Origin of the sequence: Arthrobacter sp. zg-Y919 (genome assembly GCF_030142045.1) — a bacterium.
Taxonomy (GTDB): domain Bacteria; phylum Actinomycetota; class Actinomycetes; order Actinomycetales; family Micrococcaceae; genus Arthrobacter_B.
In genome coordinates this window covers 754,642-775,046 of record NZ_CP126242.1, presented here as the reverse complement: position 1 = coordinate 775,046, position 20,405 = coordinate 754,642, and the positions used below count along the sequence as shown (strand labels likewise).

Annotated in this window: 22 protein-coding genes; 10 read left to right on the top strand and 12 right to left on the bottom strand. The window is 65.4% G+C overall.

What is annotated here, in order from left to right:
• Window positions 1-9: 9 nt before the first annotated feature.
• Both QNO10_RS03720 and QNO10_RS03715 read right to left on the bottom strand, forming a co-directional pair.
• On the bottom strand, window positions 10-1,200 hold the full coding sequence (locus QNO10_RS03720) for an amidohydrolase (protein WP_229949583.1): 1,191 nt from the start codon (window positions 1,198-1,200) through the stop codon (window positions 10-12).
• A 97-nt stretch (window positions 1,201-1,297) separates the two neighbouring features.
• On the bottom strand, window positions 1,298-2,437 hold the full coding sequence (locus QNO10_RS03715) for a mannose-1-phosphate guanylyltransferase (RefSeq protein ID WP_229949581.1): 1,140 nt from the start codon (window positions 2,435-2,437) through the stop codon (window positions 1,298-1,300).
• A 236-nt stretch (window positions 2,438-2,673) separates the two neighbouring features.
• On the opposite strand from QNO10_RS03715, the gene sdhC reads away from it, so the two are divergent.
• The 5 genes from sdhC (at window position 2,674) to QNO10_RS03690 (ending at window position 7,006) form a co-directional block, all read left to right on the top strand.
• The gene (gene sdhC / locus QNO10_RS03710; RefSeq protein ID WP_146363726.1) at window positions 2,674-3,051 is read left to right on the top strand and encodes a succinate dehydrogenase, cytochrome b556 subunit; all 378 of its coding nucleotides are present in this window, start codon (window positions 2,674-2,676) and stop codon (window positions 3,049-3,051) included.
• Window positions 3,052-3,056: 5 nt separating this feature from the next.
• Complete coding sequence (locus QNO10_RS03705; RefSeq protein WP_229949577.1) at window positions 3,057-3,539, top strand: succinate dehydrogenase hydrophobic membrane anchor subunit; 483 nt, start codon at window positions 3,057-3,059, stop codon at window positions 3,537-3,539.
• A gap of 67 nt (window positions 3,540-3,606) precedes the next feature.
• Window positions 3,607-5,373 (top strand): succinate dehydrogenase flavoprotein subunit, encoded by a 1,767-nt coding sequence (sdhA, locus tag QNO10_RS03700; protein ID WP_229949574.1) that lies wholly within the window; start codon window positions 3,607-3,609, stop codon window positions 5,371-5,373.
• The gene (locus QNO10_RS03695; protein WP_227914227.1) at window positions 5,373-6,149 is read left to right on the top strand and encodes a succinate dehydrogenase iron-sulfur subunit; all 777 of its coding nucleotides are present in this window, start codon (window positions 5,373-5,375) and stop codon (window positions 6,147-6,149) included. The genes sdhA and QNO10_RS03695 overlap by 1 nt, the downstream gene beginning before the upstream one ends.
• Window positions 6,150-6,229: 80 nt before the next feature.
• Entirely contained in the window at window positions 6,230-7,006 is a 777-nt protein-coding gene (locus QNO10_RS03690) for an alpha/beta hydrolase family protein (protein WP_229949572.1), read from the top strand.
• On the opposite strand, the gene QNO10_RS03685 is transcribed toward QNO10_RS03690, so the two are convergent.
• The 4 genes from QNO10_RS03685 to QNO10_RS03670 form a co-directional block, all read right to left on the bottom strand.
• The gene (locus tag QNO10_RS03685) at window positions 7,003-7,602 is read right to left on the bottom strand and encodes a 2'-5' RNA ligase family protein (RefSeq protein WP_331460338.1); all 600 of its coding nucleotides are present in this window, start codon (window positions 7,600-7,602) and stop codon (window positions 7,003-7,005) included. The genes QNO10_RS03690 and QNO10_RS03685 overlap by 4 nt on opposite strands.
• 4 nt (window positions 7,603-7,606) lie before the next feature.
• Window positions 7,607-8,641 (bottom strand): tryptophan--tRNA ligase, encoded by a 1,035-nt coding sequence (gene trpS, locus QNO10_RS03680; protein WP_229949571.1) that lies wholly within the window; start codon window positions 8,639-8,641, stop codon window positions 7,607-7,609.
• A 12-nt stretch (window positions 8,642-8,653) separates the two neighbouring features.
• Window positions 8,654-9,481 carry an exodeoxyribonuclease III gene (locus tag QNO10_RS03675; RefSeq protein WP_229949773.1) on the bottom strand — a complete coding sequence of 276 codons (828 nt, stop codon included), beginning with the start codon at window positions 9,479-9,481 and terminating at the stop codon, window positions 8,654-8,656.
• 118 nt (window positions 9,482-9,599) lie between these two features.
• Window positions 9,600-10,103 (bottom strand): hypothetical protein, encoded by a 504-nt coding sequence (locus QNO10_RS03670; RefSeq protein ID WP_229949570.1) that lies wholly within the window; start codon window positions 10,101-10,103, stop codon window positions 9,600-9,602.
• Between the two features lie 89 nt (window positions 10,104-10,192).
• Here QNO10_RS03670 and QNO10_RS03665 point away from each other — a divergent pair, with 89 nt between their 5' ends.
• The gene (locus QNO10_RS03665) at window positions 10,193-10,714 is read left to right on the top strand and encodes an O-acetyl-ADP-ribose deacetylase (RefSeq protein WP_229949568.1); all 522 of its coding nucleotides are present in this window, start codon (window positions 10,193-10,195) and stop codon (window positions 10,712-10,714) included.
• Between the two features lie 2 nt (window positions 10,715-10,716).
• Here QNO10_RS03665 and QNO10_RS03660 read toward each other — a convergent pair whose 3' ends face one another.
• The 5 genes from QNO10_RS03660 to glyA form a co-directional block, all read right to left on the bottom strand.
• Window positions 10,717-11,550 (bottom strand): ABC transporter permease, encoded by an 834-nt coding sequence (locus QNO10_RS03660; RefSeq protein ID WP_229949565.1) that lies wholly within the window; start codon window positions 11,548-11,550, stop codon window positions 10,717-10,719.
• A complete protein-coding gene (locus tag QNO10_RS03655) occupies window positions 11,547-12,440 on the bottom strand; it encodes an ABC transporter permease (RefSeq protein WP_229949563.1) in 894 nt (297 codons plus the stop codon). Before QNO10_RS03655 ends, QNO10_RS03660 begins: the two co-directional genes overlap by 4 nt.
• Window positions 12,433-13,398 carry an ABC transporter ATP-binding protein gene (locus tag QNO10_RS03650; RefSeq protein ID WP_229949561.1) on the bottom strand — a complete coding sequence of 322 codons (966 nt, stop codon included), beginning with the start codon at window positions 13,396-13,398 and terminating at the stop codon, window positions 12,433-12,435. The genes QNO10_RS03655 and QNO10_RS03650 overlap by 8 nt, the downstream gene beginning before the upstream one ends.
• A 78-nt stretch (window positions 13,399-13,476) precedes the next feature.
• Window positions 13,477-14,370: a bifunctional methylenetetrahydrofolate dehydrogenase/methenyltetrahydrofolate cyclohydrolase gene (locus QNO10_RS03645; protein WP_229949772.1), complete on the bottom strand. Its 894-nt coding sequence runs from the start codon at window positions 14,368-14,370 to the stop codon at window positions 13,477-13,479.
• A gap of 101 nt (window positions 14,371-14,471) precedes the next feature.
• A complete protein-coding gene (glyA, locus tag QNO10_RS03640; protein ID WP_283995891.1) occupies window positions 14,472-15,755 on the bottom strand; it encodes a serine hydroxymethyltransferase in 1,284 nt (427 codons plus the stop codon).
• Window positions 15,756-16,072: 317 nt separating this feature from the next.
• On the opposite strand from glyA, the gene QNO10_RS03635 reads away from it, so the two are divergent.
• On the top strand, window positions 16,073-17,149 hold the full coding sequence (locus QNO10_RS03635; RefSeq protein ID WP_229949559.1) for an FAD-dependent oxidoreductase: 1,077 nt from the start codon (window positions 16,073-16,075) through the stop codon (window positions 17,147-17,149).
• Here QNO10_RS03635 and QNO10_RS03630 read toward each other — a convergent pair.
• Complete coding sequence (locus QNO10_RS03630) at window positions 17,118-17,654, bottom strand: GNAT family N-acetyltransferase (RefSeq protein WP_229949557.1); 537 nt, start codon at window positions 17,652-17,654, stop codon at window positions 17,118-17,120. The two genes, QNO10_RS03635 and QNO10_RS03630, sit on opposite strands and share 32 nt — an antisense overlap.
• 54 nt (window positions 17,655-17,708) lie before the next feature.
• Between QNO10_RS03630 and purU the strand changes: the two genes are divergently transcribed.
• From purU to QNO10_RS03615, 3 genes are read left to right on the top strand one after another with little or no spacing between them, the layout of a single operon-like run.
• A complete protein-coding gene (gene purU, locus QNO10_RS03625) occupies window positions 17,709-18,581 on the top strand; it encodes a formyltetrahydrofolate deformylase (protein ID WP_229949768.1) in 873 nt (290 codons plus the stop codon).
• Window positions 18,582-18,612: 31 nt separating this feature from the next.
• Entirely contained in the window at window positions 18,613-19,140 is a 528-nt protein-coding gene (locus tag QNO10_RS03620) for a gamma carbonic anhydrase family protein (RefSeq protein WP_229949555.1), read from the top strand.
• A 50-nt stretch (window positions 19,141-19,190) separates the two neighbouring features.
• Window positions 19,191-20,405, top strand: coding sequence for an ROK family transcriptional regulator (locus tag QNO10_RS03615; RefSeq protein ID WP_229949552.1), 1,215 nt, complete (start codon window positions 19,191-19,193; stop codon window positions 20,403-20,405).

Sequence of the window (20,405 nt, the reverse complement as noted above, 5' to 3'; positions counted from 1 at the left end):
CAGCGCCGCCTAGTGCCGCAGGCCCTTGGCGGCACGCAGGGCGGCCGCCGCCATCACGCTGACCCCGCAGCTGATGGCCTGTTCGTCAGGGTTGTAGTCGCCCCGGTGCAGGTCGAAGGTTTCTCCGCCCGGTGAACGCGTTCCCAGCCGCATCAGTGCCCCGGGCACTGCCTGCGTCATCCAGGCAAAGTCCTCCCCGCCCATGGACTGCGGGGCCAGCACGACGGCGTCTTCCCCCAGTTCCGCGCGGGCTGCCGCTTCGATCAGGCTGATCTCCGCGTCGGCATTGATGACCGGCGGAACACCGCGGGTGTGCTCAAGGTGCACGTCAACGCCAAACGGCGCGGCGATTTCCCGGACCACTGTGTCCAGCAGCTCGCCGGCGGCATGCCAGGCTTCGGCGTCGAGGCACCGCATGGTGCCGGCCATGAATCCATGCCCAGGAATGGCATTCGGAGCCGACCCCGCATGCATCTGTCCCCAGACCACCGAGACGCCGCTGCGCACGTCGATCCGGCGGGAGAGCACTGCCGGGACGCTGACGGCGATCTCGGCCAGTGCGAACACCAGGTCTTCGGTCAGGTGCGGCCTGGACGTGTGCCCGCCGCGGCCGCTGAGTTCTATCCGGATGGTGTCCGAGGCGGAGGTGATGGCTCCAATGCGTGTACCCACCTGGCCCACATCCACCCGGGGGTCGCAGTGCAGCGCCAGCACACGCGGGACGCCGTCGAGGGCGCCCTGTTCGATCACCGAGAGCGCGCCTCCCGGCATTACTTCTTCAGCCGGTTGGAAAATCACCCGCACGCGCCCGCCCAGGCCGCCAGCGGCGTCGAGCTTTGCGAGCACCATGGCTACGCCCAGCATCACCGTGGTGTGGATATCGTGGCCGCAGGCATGGGCTATGCCGGTGTGCTCCGAAGAATACGGAAGGCCGGTCTCCTCCAGGACAGGAAGGGCGTCGATGTCCGCACGCACGGCGAGACGGATGGGGCCGTCGCCGATGTCCACCACGACGCCGGTGTTCTCCAGCCGCTTGGGCGCCAGTCCCGCGTGCTCGAGTGCCTCGACAATGCGGTCGGTGGTACGGAATTCCTTGTGCGAGAGTTCTGGGTGCGCATGCAGGTCGCGCCGGAACGCAATCAATCCACCCAGAAGCGGCGCCACGCTCCCCCGTATTGAGGGGATGGGCGAATTGCTCACTGGAATAGTCTGCACAACCTCAAGGTTAGCCAATTTCAGGACTAAAACGGGAATGTGCAGCCTGGGAAACGACTCCCCGTGACGGGACTTGCGGAGGCTAGAGGACGTCCGTGTCGCCGCTGGCTTTCAGATGCTCCACTGCCTTCTTGACTTCCTGCGCGTGTTCCTTGGTGGTCACGAGCAGGGCGTCCGGGGTGTCGACGATAACGACGTCCTCGATGCCAATCAGTGCGATCACGCGCTTGGTGTCGGAGACGACGATTCCGGAGGCATTCTCGGAGTAGACCCGGGCACCCTCGCCCATCACTGTCAGTTCGCTGTTCTCCGCAGCCGGATTCAGGCGGCCGATCGCGGCAAAGTCACCCACGTCGTCCCAGCTGAAGGCTCCCGGGATCATCGCTACGTCCCCAGCCGCCGCTGCCGGTTCCGCCACCGCATAGTCAATGGCGATCTTGGGCAGGGTGGGCCAGATCCGGCGGACCACTTCCCGGCGCCGGGTGGTGTCCCAGGCCTCCGCTATTTCCATCAGGCCGGAGTAGAGCACCGGTTCGTTGGCTTCGAGGTGCTTGAGCATAAGATCCACCGGCGCAACGAACATACCGGCGTTCCAGCTGTAGCTGCCGCTGTCCAGATAGGTCTGTGCGACATCCGCCGAGGGCTTCTCCACGAACTCGACCACGGAGCGGGCGGTGGGAGCGCCGGCGACCTGCAGCTGCTCGCCTGCCCGGATGTAGCCGAATCCGGTGGACGCATGGGTCGGTTGGATACCGATGGTGACAATGTAGCCCTGCGCCGCAGTATGTACTGCCTCCCGGACGGCCGCCTGGAAAACCTCCACCGGAGCAATCACCTGGTCTGCCGCAAACGATCCCATGATGATCTGGGGATCGCGCTTGTAGAGGATCGCCGCGGCCAGGCCGATGGCTGCGGCCGAATCCTTGGGTTCAAGTTCCAGAACCAGGTTTTTGTTGGAGATCTCCGGGAGCTGCTGCCGCACGGCCTGCCGGTGCACGGCACCGGTCACCACCATGACGCGGTCTCCGCTGAGCGGGCTCAGGCGCTCATAGGTGGCCCGGATGAGGGTGGACCCGGAACCGGTGAGGTCGTGGAGGAACTTGGGCGCGGCCGCCCGCGAAAGGGGCCAGAGACGCGTCCCGACGCCACCCGCCGGGATGACGCCGTAGAAACGGTCAAGGGCAGCGGACGGAAGGTGGGCTTGCGGCTTTTCGTTACTCATCACAGCCAAGATTAGCCCAGCTGCCTGAGAAGGCGAGGAAACGGACTACCTACATGGCTGCTTACATGGTCGACAGGCGGGGATAAATGTAATCAGGGTCACACCATAGGGCAACCTAAATTGAAACGCCGGTCACTCGAGCCTAGATTATGGTAGAGCTTATATCGCTGTCGCACCGGCGTCTTCACTGCGTGGAACACGCGCTAACACCGCTGCGATGCAGGGAGGAAAATTCAGTGTCGAAGTTACCAGCAGGCACTCTCTACCGTGGCCGCGAGGGCCAATGGTCGTGGGTTGTGCACCGTATCACCGGCGTGGCGATCTTCTTCTTCCTTTTGGTCCATGTTCTGGATACCTCTTTGGTGCGGGTTTCGCCTGAGGCCTACAACGTGGTGATCGAGTCCTACAAGAACCCGATTATGGGCCTCGGCGAGCTTGGACTCGTCGCCGCCATCGTGTTCCACGCCTTCAACGGCCTGCGCGTAGTCCTGATCGACTTCTGGAAGAAGGGGCCGAAATACCAGCGCCAGATGCTCTGGGGCGTCGTCGCCCTTTGGGCCGTAACGGTTATCGGCTTCTCCATCCGCCACCTGCCCAACGTCTTCGGGGGTTAATAACCATGACCACATCAACTAACGAAGCGCATGCCCTCGAAGCACCCCGGTCAGGACGCATCGCCCCCAGATACACCCGTAACGCGTCCGGCCGCGGCAACTTTGAAATGCTTGCCTGGCTGTTCATGCGTGTCTCGGGCGTCATCCTGGTGGTCCTGATCTTCACCCACCTGTTTATGAACCTGGTTCTCGGCGACGGCATCCACGCCGTCGACTTCGGGTTCGTTGCCGGCAAGTGGGCGAGTCCGCTCTGGCAGGTCTGGGACCTGGTCATGCTTTGGCTGGCCATGCTCCACGGCACCAACGGCGTCCGCGTCATCATCAACGACTACGCAGACAAGAAGGCCACCCGCATGTGGCTCAAGACGGTCCTGTACGTCGCCACCTTCGTGATCATCGTGCTCGGCACCCTGGTCATCTTCACCTTTGACCCCTGCCTCGCCGGCGCCTCGGCCGAGACGCTCCAGGAGTTCTGCGGAGCCAGCTAGCTCCCGCCGAAACGAGCACGGGTACGCCCAGGAATTTCTAGTGGTTTCAACAGAAAGAGCATCTGCTATGCAGGTCCATAAGTACGACGTCGTCATTGTCGGCGCCGGCGGCGCCGGTATGCGTGCCGCCATCGAATCAGGTCAGCGCGCGCGTACGGCGGTACTGACGAAGCTCTACCCCACCCGCTCCCACACGGGCGCGGCCCAGGGCGGCATGTGCGCAGCACTGGCCAACGTCGAAGAAGACAACTGGGAGTGGCACACCTTCGACACCGTCAAGGGCGGTGACTACCTGGTGGACCAGGATGCAGCCGAGGTCATGGCCAAGGAAGCCATTGACGCCGTGCTGGACCTGGAGAAGATGGGGCTGCCGTTCAACCGCACGCCCGAGGGACGCATCGACCAGCGCCGTTTCGGTGGCCACACCCGTGACCACGGCAAGGCACCGGTCCGCCGTGCCTGCTACGCCGCCGACCGCACCGGCCACATGATCCTGCAGACGCTCTACCAAAACTGCGTCAAGCACAACGTGGAGTTCTACAACGAGTACTACGTCCTGGACCTCATCACCGTCGTCGACCTCGACGGCCAGAAGCGGGTTGCCGGCGTTATCTCCTATGACCTCGCCACCGGTGAGCTGCATATCTTCCAGGCCAAGTCCGTGGTGTTCGCTTCCGGCGGCGCCGGCAAGGTCTACAAGACCACGTCCAACGCACACACCCTGACCGGCGACGGCATGGGCATCGCATTCCGCCGGGGCATCCCCCTGGAGGACATGGAGTTCATCCAGTTCCACCCGACCGGCCTGGCCGGGCTGGGCATCCTCCTCTCGGAAGCTGCCCGCGGCGAAGGCGCCATCCTCCGCAACTCCGAGGGCGAACGCTTCATGGAGCGCTACGCCCCCACCATCAAGGACCTGGCACCCCGTGACATCGTGGCCCGTTCCATGGCCAACGAGGTGCGTGAAGGACGCGGCTGCGGGCCGAACAAGGACTACGTCCTGCTCGACCTGACCCACCTGGAACCGGCGCACATTGATGCGAAGCTTCCGGACATCACCGAGTTCGCCCGTACCTACCTTGGCGTGGAGCCCTACACCGAGCCGGTACCGGTATTCCCCACGGCGCACTACGTGATGGGTGGCATCCCCACCAACATCAAGGCCGAGGTGCTCCAGGACAACGACACCGTGATCCCCGGACTGTACGCGGCCGGCGAAGTGGCCTGCGTGTCCGTGCACGGTTCCAACCGGCTGGGCACCAACTCCCTGCTGGACATCAACGTCTTCGGCAAGCGGGCCGGCATCTACGCTGCCGAGTACGCCCTGACGGCCGATTTCGTCGACCTGCCGGAGAACTCCGAAATGGACACGGTCAACCTGCTGGACCACGTCCGCAATTCCGAAGGCACCGAGCGTGTCTCCGAAATCCGCCGCGACCTGCAGAACACCATGGACCTGAACATGCAGGTGTTCCGGACCGCGGAGACCATCCAGAAGGTCCTGACGGATATCGCTTCCTTCGAGGAGCGCTACCAGAAGATCAGCGTCCAGGATAAGGGCAAGCGCTTCAACCTCGACCTCCTCGAGGCCGTGGAACTGGGCTTCCTCCTGGAACTGGCAAAGGTCATGAGCGTTGCCGCCCTGCACCGCACCGAATCCCGCGGCGGACACTTCCGCGAGGACTTCCCGGAGCGCGATGACGAGAACTTCATGAAGCATTCGATGGCCTACAAGGTCGACGAAGCCGAGAATACCGAGCACACCGCCGGCATTCGGCTGGACACCAAGCCGGTCATTTTCACGCGCTACGAGCCGATGGTGAGGAAGTACTAATGACAACCGAAATCGCCGAGCCGGCCTCGAAGGTCGAACTCCCCGAATCGATCGGCGGAGAGATCCCCTCGTTCGAGATCACCCTGAAGGTCCGCCGCTACAACCCCGAGGTTTCCGACGAAGCCTACTGGGATGAGTGGAAGCTGACGATGTACGGCACCGACCGTGTGCTGGACGCACTCCACAAGGTCAAGTGGGAACACGACGGCTCGGTTTCCTTCCGCCGTTCCTGCGCCCACGGCGTCTGCGGCTCCGATGCCATGCGCATCAACGGCCGCAACCGCCTCGCCTGCAAGACCCTGCTGAAGGACCTGGACACCTCCAAGCCCATCCTCGTCGAGCCCATCAAGGGCCTGCCGGTGGAAAAGGACCTGATCGTGGACATGGAACCGTTCTTCCAGTCCTACCGCGAAATCATGCCGTTCCTGGTGACCAAGGGCCACGAGCCCACGAAGGAACGCCTGCAGTCCGCCGAAGACCGTGAGCGTTTCGACGACACCACCAAGTGCATCCTGTGCGCCGCGTGCACGTCCTCCTGCCCCGTCTTCTGGACCGACGGCCAGTACTTCGGTCCTGCGGCCATCGTCAACGCCCACCGCTTCATCTTCGACTCGCGTGACGACGCCGGGGACATGCGCCTGGAGATCCTGAACGACAAGGAAGGCGTGTGGCGCTGCCGCACCACCTTCAACTGCTCGGAAGCCTGCCCCCGCGGCATCCAGGTCACCAAGGCCATTTCAGAGGTCAAGCAGGCCATCCTGGCCCGCTCGCTCTAACCGGTCCTGCGCTGCGAAGGCGCCGGCCAGCGGTTTTCACCGCTGGCCGGCGCCTTTTGCGTTCTGGATAGAGTAGGTCCATGCCTTCGTTTGAATCCGTCTCTTTTCCCGGCGTCAACGGGACCACGCTCGCAGGGACCCTCGACATTCCCGACGGCGGCGCCCGCGCCTGGGCCGTCTTCTGCCACGGCTTCACACTGGGAAAGAACAGTGCTGCCGCCTCGCGGATCTCCAAGGCCCTCGCCGGCCACGGCATCGGGGTGCTGCGCTATGACGCTGCCGGGCTGGGCAGTTCCACCGGCAACTGGGAGGACGGCAGTTTCAGCACCAAAGTGGCGGATGTCCTCAGTGCAGCCCGGTTCATGGCGGATAGCGGCCGGCAGGTGTCCCTGCTGATCGGCCACTCCCTGGGCGGTGCCGCCGTGCTGGCGGCCGCATCCCGGGTCGACGGCCTGGAGGCGGTGGCGACCATCGCCGCACCCTTCCGGCCATCCCACGTCGTCCACCTGTTTGAGTCGGAGCTGGACCGGATTGCCGAACACGGCTCAGCCTCCGTCGATCTCGGCGGCGGCGAACGGGAGATCCGCCGGCACTTGATCGAGGACCTGCACAGCCATGACCTCACGGACAGTATCCGGGACCTGCACCTGCCCCTGCTGGTGATGCACTCCCCCACCGACAACACCGTTGGAATCGAGAACGCGAGCGAGATCTTCCGGACCGCCCGCCATCCCCGGAATTTCATTTCCCTGGAAGGCAGCGACCATCTGATGGTCGAACGCCCGCAGACCACCCGGGCGGCGTCGATCATCGCCGCATGGGCGGGCACCTACCTGGATCTGGGAGCGGACTCCTAGTCCCGGGGCTCCCCTGCGCTGCCGAGGCGGACATGCTCGTGCAGTTTCCACATTCCGGTGGCGTCGTGTTCGTAGAGGCCTACGGTCTCCACCGTAAAGCCGGCGGAGTAGCCCTCCAGGCAGCGGACGGCTTCGTCCATGCTCGCCTCGCTGACGTCGTGTGCCACCGTGACGTGGGGGTGGAACGGGAAGGCCAGGTCCCGGTCCAGCGGTCCGCTCTGGAATTCCTTGTGCAGCGCGGTGCACTCATCAAAGCCTGCGTCCACCTTCAGGAAAACCACCGGCGAAACGGGGCGGAAGGACCCCGTCCCTTCCAAGGTGACCCGGAACGGCTCCTGCGCCGCAGCGACGCTGCGCACGTGGCGCAGTGTCGCCTCCCAATCCGTGGTTTCCGTAGTGGTGACCAGGGTGATGTGCGCAGGGATGACAGCGGCCATGGGGTCGCCGAAGGATGCGCGGGCCGCCCGCAGCTCGGTGGCCATCGGCTCCGGGACCGCAATCACGATCCCCACGCAGCGGGCATCACAGTCGAGGGCGTGGCAGTTGTTGACGGTGCCCGGCGCCATGGCCTGGTCGAGGGATTCGGTGATTTTCATGGCACTATGCGGTGACGCTGCCCAGGGGCAGGAAGCCGACCTTGTTGTACACATCGGCCAACGTCACCGACGCGGCCTCCCGCGCCTTGGCGGCACCCACGGCCAGCAGGCGGTCCAGTTCGGCGGGATCGTCCAGCAGATGCAGGGCACGTTCCCGGATGGGCCGGACGTGTTCCGTGACCACCTCGGCAAGGTCCACCTTCAAGTGTCCGTACATCCGGCCCTCGTACTCCTTTTCCAGGGTTTCCACGCTTCGGCCGCTGATCAGGGAGTAGATCGACAGCAGGTTGGAGATCCCGGGCTTGGCCTCCCGGTCAAAACGGATCTCGCTGCCGTCGTCGGTCACGGCCGACTTGATCCGCTTGGCTATCACCTTGTCCTCATCGAGGAGGTTGATCAGCCCTGCGGGTGAGGCGGCGGACTTGGACATTTTCGCCGCCGGGTTCTGCAGGTCGTAGATCTTGGCTGCTTCTTTTTGGATAAACACCTCGGGCACCACGAAGGTGTCGCCGAAACGCGTGTTGAACCGCTTGGCGAGGTCCCGGCTCAGTTCGACGTGCTGGCGCTGGTCTTCGCCCACGGGCACGCCGTGCGGCTGGTAGAGCAGGATGTCCGCGACCTGCAGGATCGGGTACGTGAACAGACCAACGCTGGCCGAGTCCGAGCCGAACCGCTGCTGCTTGTCCTTGAACTGCGTCATGCGGGACGCTTCGCCGAATCCGGTGAGGCAGTTGAGCACCCAGGCCAGCTGGGCATGCTCAGGCACCTGGGACTGCACGAACAGGGTGGCCTTGTCGACGTCGACTCCGCCGGCGATGTACTGGGCGGCGGTGACGCGGGTCCGCTTCCGCAGGTCGGCAGGATCCTGGGGCACCGTGATGGCGTGCAGGTCGGGGATGAAGAAGTAGGCGTCGTACTCGTTCTGAAGCCGCACCCAGTTCACCAGGGCGCCGAGGTAGTTGCCCAGGTGCAGGGAATCAGCGGACGGCTGCATCCCGGAGAGGATGCGCCGACGGCTGCTGGAAGACTCGGATGTCATGGAAGGAGGCCCTTAGAACTGGTAGTCAATCACTACTGGAGCGTGGTCTGAGAAGCGGGAGTCGTAGGTAGGTGCACGGTCCACGACGGCGTTGACGGCCCGCGCCGCCAGGTCCGGGGTGGCCATGTGGTAGTCGATCCGCCAACCGGAATCGTTGTCGAACGCCTGTCCGCGCCAGGACCACCAGGTGTAGGGTCCGTTGACCTCGCCGGCCAGGGACCGGTGGACATCCGTGTAGCCGATTTCCTCGCCGAAGAAGCGGTCAAAGTAGGCCCGTTCCTCGGGCAGGAAGCCGGCACGCTTGACGTTGCCCTTCCAGTTCTTGATGTCCAGGGGCGTGTGGCCCACGTTCAGGTCCCCCACCACCAGGACAAAGTCGCTCTCCTGGGCCAGGGCAGGCAGCCGGACGGCCATCGTGTCGAGGAAACGGTACTTGTCCACCTGCTTGGGTGTATCCACTTCGCCGGAATGGACGTAGGCGCTGACCACGGTCAGGAGCTTTTCTTCGCCGGCGACGGACACCTTGTAGTCGGCTTCCACCCAGCGGCCCGAACGCGCGAAGTATTCGTCGCCGATATGTTCGCGGACCGCGACAGGTGCGGTGCGGGAGGCAATGGCGACGCCGGCGCGGCCCTTGGCGTCGAGGCATTCGGCGTGCTGGACGTGCCACGTATCACCGAGGAGGTCCTTCAGGATGGCGTCGGGGGCGCGTACCTCCTGCAGGCACAGGATGTCGACATCGCGTGCTGCCAGCCACTCGGCCATGCCCCGCTTGTAGGCGGCGCGGATGCCGTTGACGTTCACGGACGCAATGCGCAGTGTTTCCCCGGAACTGTCCATAGTCCCTGCTGATGCCGAACTCACGCGAATAACCTTACTCCTCAGTAGCTGTTCATCCCGAAACGGCCGCCCCGGCACGCCGCTGAGCTGCGGCGGTACACGGAACAGCGGGCGGGAACTAGTCGACTACGGTGCCTTCGACGGTTCCACCGTCGTCCTTCTTGATCATGCCACGACCGTTGTGGGCGGTGATCCCGATGGTATCGAGGGCCCGGTCCACCATCCCGCGGTCCGTGTCCAGGTTGTCGGCGATGACCTTTGCCTGGACCTCGATGATCTTGAAGCTGTGGTCCAGTTTCCGGTCGCGGACCACGGTGTCTTCGTCGAGGACCTGCACTCCTGCGCGGGGAGCAAGGTCGGCGGTGGCTTCGGCAATCTTCGCGGTGGCCTTGCGCGTTGCACTCCGGACGGAGAACACCACGAACGTTGCGAGGAACAGCCAGCCCAGGGAGACAATCACCACCAGCCACCCGATGACGTCATTCTGGTTAGCCGCGAAAACAACTGCCACGAGGAAGACTATGAGCATCACGACGATGCCCGTGGAGCCCATCCGGCGGCTAATGCCGTGGCCGGGCGTGGACGGGGACGACGGCGTCTTGCCGTTTCGGATCGACTGCATGGTTTTATTCTCTCAAACTCCCGCGGGTGCCCGTGCCGTGTTCGCTCTGCGCGCTGGCACCTGCTTCTCCGGGGTGGGAAACTGGCTCGATGCAGATCACCATCACCACCGGAGACATCACGAAGCGGGACACCGACGTCATTGTTAATGCTGCAAATTCGTCCCTGCTCGGCGGCGGCGGCGTGGACGGCGCGATTCACCGGGCGGCGGGCCCGCAGCTGCTGGCGGCCTGCCGGGAGCTGCGGAACACGTCGTTGCCCAAGGGGCTTCCCACCGGTTTGTCCGTGGCCACGGATGCCTTCGACCTGCCCGCACGCTGGGTGGTGCATACCGTGGGCCCGAATGCGGGGGCGGGGGAAACCGACCCCGAACTGCTGAGGTCCTGTTTCCGCACCGCCCTGGCGGCAGCCGAGGAGCTCGGCGCCGAAAGCATCTCCTTCCCGGCCGTGAGTGCGGGCATTTACGGCTGGGACCCGGAGACCGTTGCCGGGATCGGGCTGCAGGAGCTCCTGGACCATACCCCGCGGACGTTGAAGCGTGCAGAGTTCGTCCTGTTCAACGACCGCCTCGCGGGGATCTTCGCCCGCAGGTATGGGCAGTTGACGGGCTGAGCCTACTTGAGGAACAGCGCCCGGAGCCGGTTAGTGGTCAGGGTCAGGCCCAGCACAATCATCACCACGAAGTACAGCAGGTGCCCTGCCGTTCCCCAGCTGAAGATCCCTACACTGATCTGCCGGAGCAGTTCGACTCCGTGCCACAGCGGCAGAGCCTGGATCACCGACTGCACCGCTTCGGGGTACACGCTCAGCGGATAGAAGGTGGCTGAGAGCAGGAACATCGGCAGCATGATCATGTTGACCCAGTCCAGCTGCTGGAAGGTCTTCATATAGCTGGTCACGGCCATCCCGAAGGAGGCGAAGCCAAAGGCGATCACCACGGCGGCCGGGATCATCAGCAGCGCCCAGGGCGAGGTGATCAGCCCCATTGCGCCCATCACGGCAGTGAAGCCTGTGGCGTACATGGCGCCCCGCAGGAGGGCCAGGAAGATCTCCCCCATCGCGACGTCCAGCGGCCCCAGCGGCGTGGAAAGCATGCCTTCGTAGAGGCGGGCATAGTTGAGCTTGAAGAACACGTTCATGGTGGAGTCGTACACCGCGCCGTTCATCGCCGACACAGCCAGCAGCGCGGGCGCGATGAAGTTGGCATACTCCATTTCCTGCCCGCCGGGGCCCACAACGGTGCCCACCAGGGCGCCAAGGCCAATACCCATGGCCACGAGGTAGAGCACCGGTTCCACGAAACCGCTCACCATGATGCTCCAGTTGGTGCCCCACGTGGCCTTGAGTCCGCGGGCAATCACCGCCCGGATGTTCCGTCCATACAGGGAGCCGAGGAACCTGTCCTGCGGTACCAGCGCAGTTGGCGCCGTGCGGTTTTCAACGCTCATCCGTCGAGCCTCCTCGTGAAGTTCCGCCGGGCCAGTACCAGGCCGCCAACGGCCAGGACCAGCAGGTACACCACGTGGACGGCAGTCATGACTGCCGGTTCGGGGTGCCCGTAGCTGAGCACCCGGCCCAGTTCGGTGGAATGCCAGAGCGGGGAAACCCAGCCGATCCAGCGGACGGCCAGCGGCAGGGAATCCAGCGGAAAGAACGTGCCGGAGAACAGGAACAACGGCATCACAATGAAGCGCTGGACCATGGCGAACTGGCCCTTGTCCTCCTTCAGCGTGGCGCTGAAGGCCATCAGCGGCATACCGAAGGCCAGCCCGGCCAGCAGCGCCGTGAAAACCATCAGCCATCCGGTGGCCGGCTGCTCCACGGCGCCAAAGGCGAGCAGGAAGAGGTAGTAGATGACCGTGGTAAACAGGATGCGGACGGTGAGCCCCATGACGTGGCCGAGGGCAATCTGTCCACTGGAGAGCGGAGAAGCATTGGGTCCGTAGTAGGTGCGGTGCCATTTGAAACCGCCCATGATGGTGTAGGTGTTTTCCTCGCTGGAGACCATCAGCGCCGCCGTGGCCACGAGGGCCGGTCCCAGGAACACCAGGTAGGAGACGGTGGACCCTCCGGCACCCGGGAACCCCGCATTGGTATTGCCGTCGATCAGCACCGCCAGCCCCGTGCCCATGCCCAGCAGGTACACCAGCGGGGTACCCACGGCGGTCATCAGCACGGTCCACTGATAGCCGCGCATCCGCCGGATCCACATGTCGGCATAGTAGAAGGAACCGAAACGCCGGGCCTTGGCGGCGGTTTCCAGGGGTGTCAGCGGCGACCGCAGCCCAAGCACCTCGTGGCTCCGCACCGCAGTGCCGGTGGGCTCAGGGCTAGTCAACGAGGCTCCTACCGGTCAGGCGCAGGAACACGTCTTCCAGCGAGGAGCGGCGCACCAGCGACGTGATGGGCCGCAGCCCGCGGCTGGTCACGGCTTCGAGGGCGGCTTCGCCGTCGTTGGCGTAGATCAGCACCCGGTCCGGCAGGGTCTCCAGCCGTTCGCCGATCCCCTCAAGCTCCGCAGCCACGGTGGTGTTCCGTTCCGACCCGAAACGCAGTTCCACCACCTCCCGGGTGGAATGCTCACGGATCAGGGCGGCAGGCGAACCTTCGGCCATGATCGTGCCTTTGTCCACCACGATCAGGCGGTCGCACAACTGCTCGGCCTCGTCCATGTAGTGGGTGGTGAGGATCAGGGTGACACCGGCTTCCTTGAGCCGGAACAGCCGGTCCCAGAGGATGTGCCGGGCCTGCGGGTCCAAGCCGGTGGTCGGTTCGTCCAGCAGCAGGATTTTCGGATCATTGATGAGGGACCGTGCGATGGTCAGCCGGCGTTTCATGCCGCCGGAGAGCGAGTCGACGCGTGCCTTGGCCTTGTCCGTCAGCTGGGCGAATTCGAGCAGTTCGTCCGCCTTGGACTGCAGGTAGCTCTTGGGCAGCCCAAAATAGCGTCCGTAGGCCAGCAGGTTGTCCCGGACGCGCAGGTCCTCATCCAGGTTGTCCTGCTGCGGCACCACACCCAGGTGCGCACGGACTTCCGGGCCGTAGGTGTTGGGGTCCAGCCCCATGATGCTGAGGTCGCCGGCAGTGCGTTGGGAAACGCCGCCGATCATCTTCATGGTGGTGGACTTTCCCGCACCGTTGGGGCCGAGCAGCCCAAAGGACTCCCCCGGCGGAACGTCGAAGGAGATGCCGTTCACTGCGGTGAAATCCCCGTAGGACTTGGTCAGGTCCCGTGCGGAAATAACAAAATCGGAGCGGGTTTCAGGGGCGGTTCTACTTGATGTGATCTGCGACACTCACGACAGTGTAGTGGACACGGAACGGGCCGGCGCACACTGGGGCGCCCCGGCCCGTTCCATGACGGCAAAACCGTCCTAGCCCAGGATCCCGGCCTGCCGTTCGGCCGCTTCCACCACGTTCGCCAGCAGCATGGCCCGGGTCATCGGGCCGACTCCGCCGGGGTTGGGCGAGATCCAGGAGGCGACGTCGGCCGCTGCCGGCTCGACGTCGCCGGTCAGCGTGGTTTCCCCGGTGTCCGGATCAGTGACCCGGGTGACGCCGACGTCCAGGACGATCGCACCGGGCTTGAGTTCCTCGGCCCGGATCATTTCCGGGAATCCCGCAGCGGCAACCACCACGTCGGCTGACTGCAGGTGCTCGAACAGGTCCGCGGTCCCGGTGTGCGCCAGGGTGACTGTGGCGTTGATCGGCCGGCGGGTCAGGAGCAGGCCAAGCGGCCGCCCGACGGTGACGCCGCGTCCAACCACCAGGACCTTCTTTCCGTTCAGCGAAATCCCGTTGCGGACCAGCAGCTGCACAATCCCGTGCGGGGTGCAGGGCAGCGGCGACGTCATCGGTTCGCTGACGTTGAGCACTAGGCGACCCAGGTTGACCGGGTGCAGCCCGTCCGCATCCTTTTCCGGATCGATCCGCTCCAGGATGGCATTCGCATCGATGTGTGCCGGCAGGGGCAGCTGGACAATGTAGCCGGTGGTGGCCGGATCCCCGTTCAGCTCATCAATGACCTTTTCCAGGTCTTCCTGGCTGATGTCGCCGGGAAGGTCCCTGCGGATGGAGTTAATTCCCACCTGTTTGCAGTCCTTGTGTTTACCGCCCACGTAGGAGTGGCTGGCGGGATCATCGCCCACCAGTACGGTGCCCAGGCCCGGGGTGATGCCGTGCTCTTCCTTCAGCACCCGGACCCGTTCGGCCAGGTCGTCCTTGATCTCCCGGGCGGCGGCGCGTCCATCGAGGATCTTCGCCGCCACCGGAGTGCCGAAGTCGGTCTTTTCCTTAGCGTCCCAGCCAAGGTTGACGCTGGCGGCCTCGTCGGTCGCGGTGCCCTCCATATTGGTTCCTTTCTCCACGGTTACCATTCCTCCTGTCCGGGGTAGAGCGGGAAGTTCTCAGCCAGCGCAGCCACGCGGGCACGGAGTGCCTCGACGTCGGGGGCCGGTTTCAGTGCGGCGGCGATGATCTCGGCCACCTCGGTGAATTCCACTGCGCCGAAGCCGCGGGTTGCGAGGGCCGGGGTGCCGATCCGCAGGCCCGAGGTGACCATCGGCGGCCGCGGATCGAACGGCACGGAGTTGCGGTTCACCGTAATTCCCACGGCCTCCAGAAGGTCCTCGGCCTGCTTGCCGTCCAGGGCGGAGTGCCGCAGGTCCACCAGGATCAGGTGCACGTCGGTACCGCCGGTAAGCACGGACACTCCATGTTCAGCGACGTCGGGCGCATTCAGGCGATCAGCGATGATCCGCGCACCTTCGAGCACGCGTTCCTGCCGTTCGCGGAATTCCTCGGTGCCTGCGATCTTAAAGGCCACGGCCTTGGCCGCTATCACGTGCATCAAGGGGCCGCCCTGTTGACCGGGGAAGACGGCGGAGTTCAGTTTTTTCGCATACTCCTCCTTGGCCAGGATCATGCCCGAGCGGGGGCCGGCGAGGGTTTTGTGCACGGTGGAGGTAACGACGTCGGACACCGGCACCGGGTTCGGGTGCAGCCCCGCCGCCACCAGTCCGGCAAAGTGCGCCATATCCGTCCAGAGGTAGGCGCCAGCTTCGTCGGCAATGGAACGGAACGCGTCAAAATCCAGCTGCCGCGGATAGGCGGACCAGCCGGCGACAATGACCTGCGGGCGCTCGGCCAGGGCCTGTTCCCGGACCCGGTCCATGTCTACGCGGTAGGTCTGTTCGTCCACCCCGTAGGCGGCCACTTCGTAGAGCTTGCCGGAGAAGTTCAGCTTCATGCCGTGGGTCAGGTGCCCGCCGTGGGCGAGGTTCAGGCCCATCAGTTTCTCGCCGGGCTTCATCAGGGCTGCGAGCGCCGCGGCGTTGGCCTGCGCGCCGGAGTGCGGCTGCACGTTGGCGAACTCGGCACCAAACAGCGCCTTGACCCGGTCAATGGCCAGGTTCTCCGCGACATCGACATATTCGCAGCCGCCGTAGTAGCGGCGGCCGGGATAACCCTCGGCATACTTGTTGGTGAGGACGGACCCGGAGGTTTCCAGGACGGCCCGCGGGGCGAAGTTCTCGGATGCGATCATCTCGAGGGTGCTGCGCTGGCGGGACAGTTCATCCTTCAGGACGGCGGCTATTTCGGGATCAACATCGATTAGCGGCGCGTTGGTGACGGGCTGGGTGGATACTCTCACATGGATCTCCTGGGAAGGGGTTCTCTATAGGTCAGGCTACCCGTCCGTGCACAGCAGGGGTCCGCGGAACAGACTCTGCGGGCATGGCAGACAGTTTCGAGCGTGACCCGCGGCCCAGGCGTGCGATCCGTGGTCGTGAAGACACCCTGAGGGGGTGCCGTGCCGCTTCCTGGTGGTAATCCACCTGACGCCAGTCGCGGCGTTTTCCATCCTAGCCTCCCCTGTCCCCCGGGGGCAGGGCCTGCCCCCCGGGGGCAGGGCCTGCCGGAATAGGGCCTCCGCCGGGATGGTTAGGATTCGACGAAAGGGAGGTACGGATGGAGACGGATGTACTGGTGATCGGGGCCGGGCAGGCCGGGCTCAGCGCCGCCTACCATCTGCGCCGCCGCGGCCTGGAACCCGGCGCCGGTTTTACCGTGCTGGACGCAAATCCCGGCCCGGGCGGGGCCTGGCGGCACCGCTGGGATTCCCTTACCTTCGGGGCCGCGCATGCCCTGCACGACCTGCCGGGCATGCCGCTCGGCGCACCCGATCCCAGCGAACCCGCGTCCGCCGTCGTCACCCGCTATTACGGGGAGTATGAGCGCACGTTTGGCTTCGACGTCGTCCGTCCGGTTGCCGTGGCTGCTGTGGCGGAGGGCGACGGCGGCCGGCTGGCTGTCCGGGCGGCGGACGGGCGCGGCTGGCAGGCCCGGACCGTCATCAACGCCACCGGAACCTGGGACCGCCCGTACTGGCCCTACTACCCCGGACGGGAGACCTTCCAGGGCCGGCAGCTGCATACCCGTGATTTCCGTTCGGTGGACGAATTCGCCGGGCAGAGGGTCCTGGTGGTCGGTGGCGGGACCTCGGCGGTCCAGTTCCTGCTGCAGCTGCACCGGGCGGGCGTTGCCACCGTCTGGTCCACCCGCCGGCCGCCGGAGTTCACGCTCCGCCCGTTCGACGCCGAGTGGGGACGGGCGGTGGAGGCGAAAGTCGGCGCGCGGACCCGTGCCGGCCTGCCGCCGCTGAGCGTGGTTTCGGCCACCGGCCTGCCGCTGACCGAGGAATACCGCCGGGGCATCGAGGACGGGATCCTGGTTTCCCGCGGACCCATCCGCCGCCTCAACGAAGGCGGCGTGGTCTTCGCCGACGGGTCCGCGGAGCCGGTCGACTCCGTGCTGTGGGCCACCGGTTTCCGGGCCGCCCTGGACCATCTGGCACCCCTCCACCTGCGCGAGCCCGGCGGCGGCATCCGGATGGACGGGGTGCGGGTGGTGCGCGAACCCCGGTTGCTGCTGGTGGGCTACGGTGAATCTTCCTCGACGCTCGGGGCCACCCGCGCCGGCCGGGCCGCGGCTTTGGCCGCTGTGAGGCAGCTGGCTACTGAAGCTCTTCCCACTCAAAAGCAGTAACCGTGCCCTGCTCCCAGTCCCGGCGGAGGATGGCGTAAACCACCGTTGCCACTCTCCGCCCGTCCTCCAGCGGCCAGTCCTCCCGGTGGTGGGCTTCCTTCAGGAACCCCGACCGCAGCAGGGTCTTCCGCATGGCAATGTTGTCCTCCCGCATCCGGCCCGCGAACCGGTTCGAATCGGGGTAAGCGGTGAACACCATTCCCGTCAGCGCTTTCGTCACCGGTACCCCGTTTCCCCGTCCCCGGAATTTCTCCACCAGCCGCAGATCCAGCATCGGAGTGTTTGTCCCCAGGTCCTCGAGGATGACCAGGCCCATGCGCTGGTTGTCGCCGAACACCCAGAAGGTACGGACGCCGTCGCTGTCGAAGCGTCCTTCGATCATGAGGCGCCGCACCAGGCCTTCGGACGGTGCCTTGATCCGGTGGTACGGAAAGCTGTTGGTGGTGAGAAAACGGACCAGCTCTCCCTCGTCCTTGTCCGAAAAAGGCAGGAACATCACATCCATGTGCCCACAGTAGGCCAGGGCGCCCAAACCGGTAACCTTGCAAGGGTGACAGACATGATTCCGCCTCCCGGCACGCCCGCGTCCCCCAATGCCTACACCCTGACGCTGTCCTGCCCCGACCGCCCGGGAATTGTCCATGCCGTCAGCGCGTCACTCGTGGCGGCCGAGGGCAACATCACCGAGTCCGCGCAGTACGGCAGCCCCGAAACCGGTTCGTTCTTCATGCGGGTGGATTTCACCTCCCCCCGCTCCTACGAACAGGTCCAGGCGGAACTCGCTGCAACGGCGTCCACGTTCGGCATGGACTGGGAGCTCCACCGCGCCGGCCGCCGGACCCGCACCCTGATCATGGCGTCGAAGTCCGGCCACTGCCTCAATGACCTGCTGTTCCAGCAGCGTGCCGGAACGCTGCCCATCGACATCCCGGCCATCGTCTCCAACCACCGCGATCTGGAGTCCCTTGCGGACTTTTACGGCGTGCCGTTCCACCACATTCCCGTCACCGCGGATACCAAAGGCGAGGCCGAGGACCGGCTGCGTTCCCTGATGGCAGAGCTGGACATTGAACTGGTGGTCCTGGCCCGCTACATGCAGATCCTGAGCAACGACCTCTGCCGGGAGCTTTCCGGCAGAGCGATCAACATCCATCACTCCTTCCTCCCATCCTTCAAGGGCGCCAGGCCGTACCACCAGGCCCATGCCCGCGGGGTGAAGCTCATCGGCGCCACCGCCCACTACGTCACCTCGGACCTGGACGAGGGTCCCATCATTGAGCAGGAAGTCATCCGCGTGGACCACGCCCGTTCGGCCGCCCAGCTGGCCGCGCTGGGCAGCGACGTCGAGGGCCGCGCGCTCTCCAAGGCGGTGCAGTGGCATGCCGAGCACCGGGTGCTGCTGGACGGCCGGCGCACGATCGTCTTCAACTAAGGCCCGTACCGGCAGCGCTACGCTGGGTGGCATGGCACACATTATTGAATTCCGGGGCAAGGCCCCGTCCATTGATCCGAGCGTTTTCCTCGCCCCCACCGCCTCGCTGATCGGCGACGTCAGCATGGCCGCCGGGTCGAGCGCCTTCTACGGCGTCTGCGTACGCGCCGATTCCAACAGCATCACTGTGGGCGCCGGCAGCAACCTCCAGGACAATGTGGTCCTGCACGCGGACCCCGGCTTTCCGACGTCGGTGGGTGAACGGGTGAGTATCGGGCACAACGCCGTGGTGCACGGCTGCACGGTCGAGGATGACTGCCTCATCGGGATGAGCGCGACCATCATGAATGGAGCCGTGATCGGGGCAGGTTCCCTGGTGGCCGCCGGGGCCCTGGTCCTGGAAGGCACCGTGGTACCGCCGCGGTCCCTGGTGGCGGGGATGCCGGCCAAGGTACGCCGTCCCCTCACGGACGAGGAATTCGCCGGCGTGCAGGCGAACGCGGAGAACTACCGGCAGACGGCGGCGGACCACCGTGCCGCGGTCGCGGCTCAGTCCTAGGCTTGCGTTCACTTCTTGACTGCAAGAGTGTGATGTAGCACTCTTAATTGATGCCAGCCGATCCATCCTCGCCGTTGAGGACCGCCCGAACGCCCGGAACCAACACCCCTCGACCGGGTTCCCAGAGCGCCCTCCGCGAACGCAACCGGCAGCGCATCATTGATGCGCTGCTGGAATCCGGACCACAGACCCAGGCTGAACTTTCCCGCCAGACCGGCCTTTCCGGCGCCACCGTCTCCAACATCGTGCGGGTGATGAACGAACACCGGCTGGTGGTCACCGAGCCGACCACCAGTTCCGGACGCCGCGCGTTATCCGTCCGGCTCAACGATTCAGGGGCCGTCGCTGCCGGCATCGACATCGGCCGGCGGCACGTCCGGGTGGTCCTCGCCTCCCTCGGCCGCAGGATCCTCCAGGAGGAGTCCGTCCCGCTGCCGCTGGGCCACACCGCGGCCGAAGGCATGGACACCGCAGCAGCCCTGCTGGCCAGCCTCCTGCGCCGCCAGGGCGTGGACCGCAGCGCGGTCCTGGGGGCCGGCGTCGGCATCCCCGGCCCCATCGACCGGCGGACCGGCACTGTGGTCCAGGGCGCGATCCTGCCCGAGTGGGTCGGAATCAACATGCGCGAGGACCTCGCCGACCGGCTGGGCGTACCCGTTTTCGTCGACAACGACGCCAACCTGGGGGCGTTGGCCGAGGTGACCTGGGGACCGCACGGCTGTACGGAAAACCTGATCTTCGTCAAGGTTGCCTCAGGCATCGGTGCGGGATTGGTGATCAACGGGTCGCTGTATTACGGCAATGTCGGCGTCACCGGCGAAATCGGCCACGCCACCATCTTCGACCACGGATTAATCTGCCGCTGTGGCAACCGCGGCTGCCTGGAAACCATCGCCTCCACGTCCATCATGATCGAGCTGCTCAGCCGCGCCGCCAACCGGGTTGTCACCACCACGGACATCATTTCGCAGGCCGCCGAAAAGGACCCGGCCACCCTGCGCGTCATTGAGGACGCCGGCGCAGCGGTGGGCCGGGCAGCCGCCAACCTCGCCAACACCCTGAATCCGGAGCTCATCATCATCGGCGGGTCTCTGACCGGGCTGGGCGACACCTTCCTGGACCCAATCCGCCGCGGACTGCTCCGGCACACCGTCCCCCTCGTGGGTGAAACGTCGACGGTGCTTATGTCCTCCCTCGGAGACCGGGCGGAGGCGCTGGGCGCAGCGGCGCTCGTCCTGCAGGAGCAGGGCGCCGCCGCCGCATAG

Bases quoted from the DNA above. Each gene is read 5' to 3' on its own strand.
- QNO10_RS03695 (WP_227914227.1), top strand. From the start codon at position 5,373: ATGACAACCGAAATCGCCGAGCCGGCCTCGAAGGTCGAACTCCCCGAA.
- QNO10_RS03665 (WP_229949568.1), top strand. From the start codon at position 10,193: ATGCAGATCACCATCACCACCGGAGACATCACGAAGCGGGACACCGAC.
- QNO10_RS03705 (WP_229949577.1), top strand. From the start codon at position 3,057: ATGACCACATCAACTAACGAAGCGCATGCCCTCGAAGCACCCCGGTCA.
- QNO10_RS03670 (WP_229949570.1), bottom strand. From the start codon at position 10,103: ATGCAGTCGATCCGAAACGGCAAGACGCCGTCGTCCCCGTCCACGCCC.
- QNO10_RS03620 (WP_229949555.1), top strand. From the start codon at position 18,613: ATGGCACACATTATTGAATTCCGGGGCAAGGCCCCGTCCATTGATCCG.
- QNO10_RS03690 (WP_229949572.1), top strand. From the start codon at position 6,230: ATGCCTTCGTTTGAATCCGTCTCTTTTCCCGGCGTCAACGGGACCACG.
- QNO10_RS03660 (WP_229949565.1), bottom strand. From the start codon at position 11,550: ATGAGCGTTGAAAACCGCACGGCGCCAACTGCGCTGGTACCGCAGGAC.
- QNO10_RS03685 (WP_331460338.1), bottom strand. From the start codon at position 7,602: ATGAAAATCACCGAATCCCTCGACCAGGCCATGGCGCCGGGCACCGTC.
- trpS (WP_229949571.1), bottom strand. From the start codon at position 8,641: ATGACATCCGAGTCTTCCAGCAGCCGTCGGCGCATCCTCTCCGGGATG.
- QNO10_RS03715 (WP_229949581.1), bottom strand. From the start codon at position 2,437: ATGAGTAACGAAAAGCCGCAAGCCCACCTTCCGTCCGCTGCCCTTGAC.
- QNO10_RS03675 (WP_229949773.1), bottom strand. From the start codon at position 9,481: ATGGACAGTTCCGGGGAAACACTGCGCATTGCGTCCGTGAACGTCAAC.
- QNO10_RS03635 (WP_229949559.1), top strand. From the start codon at position 16,073: ATGGAGACGGATGTACTGGTGATCGGGGCCGGGCAGGCCGGGCTCAGC.
- purU (WP_229949768.1), top strand. From the start codon at position 17,709: ATGATTCCGCCTCCCGGCACGCCCGCGTCCCCCAATGCCTACACCCTG.
- sdhA (WP_229949574.1), top strand. From the start codon at position 3,607: ATGCAGGTCCATAAGTACGACGTCGTCATTGTCGGCGCCGGCGGCGCC.
- QNO10_RS03630 (WP_229949557.1), bottom strand. From the start codon at position 17,654: ATGGATGTGATGTTCCTGCCTTTTTCGGACAAGGACGAGGGAGAGCTG.
- QNO10_RS03615 (WP_229949552.1), top strand. From the start codon at position 19,191: ATGCCAGCCGATCCATCCTCGCCGTTGAGGACCGCCCGAACGCCCGGA.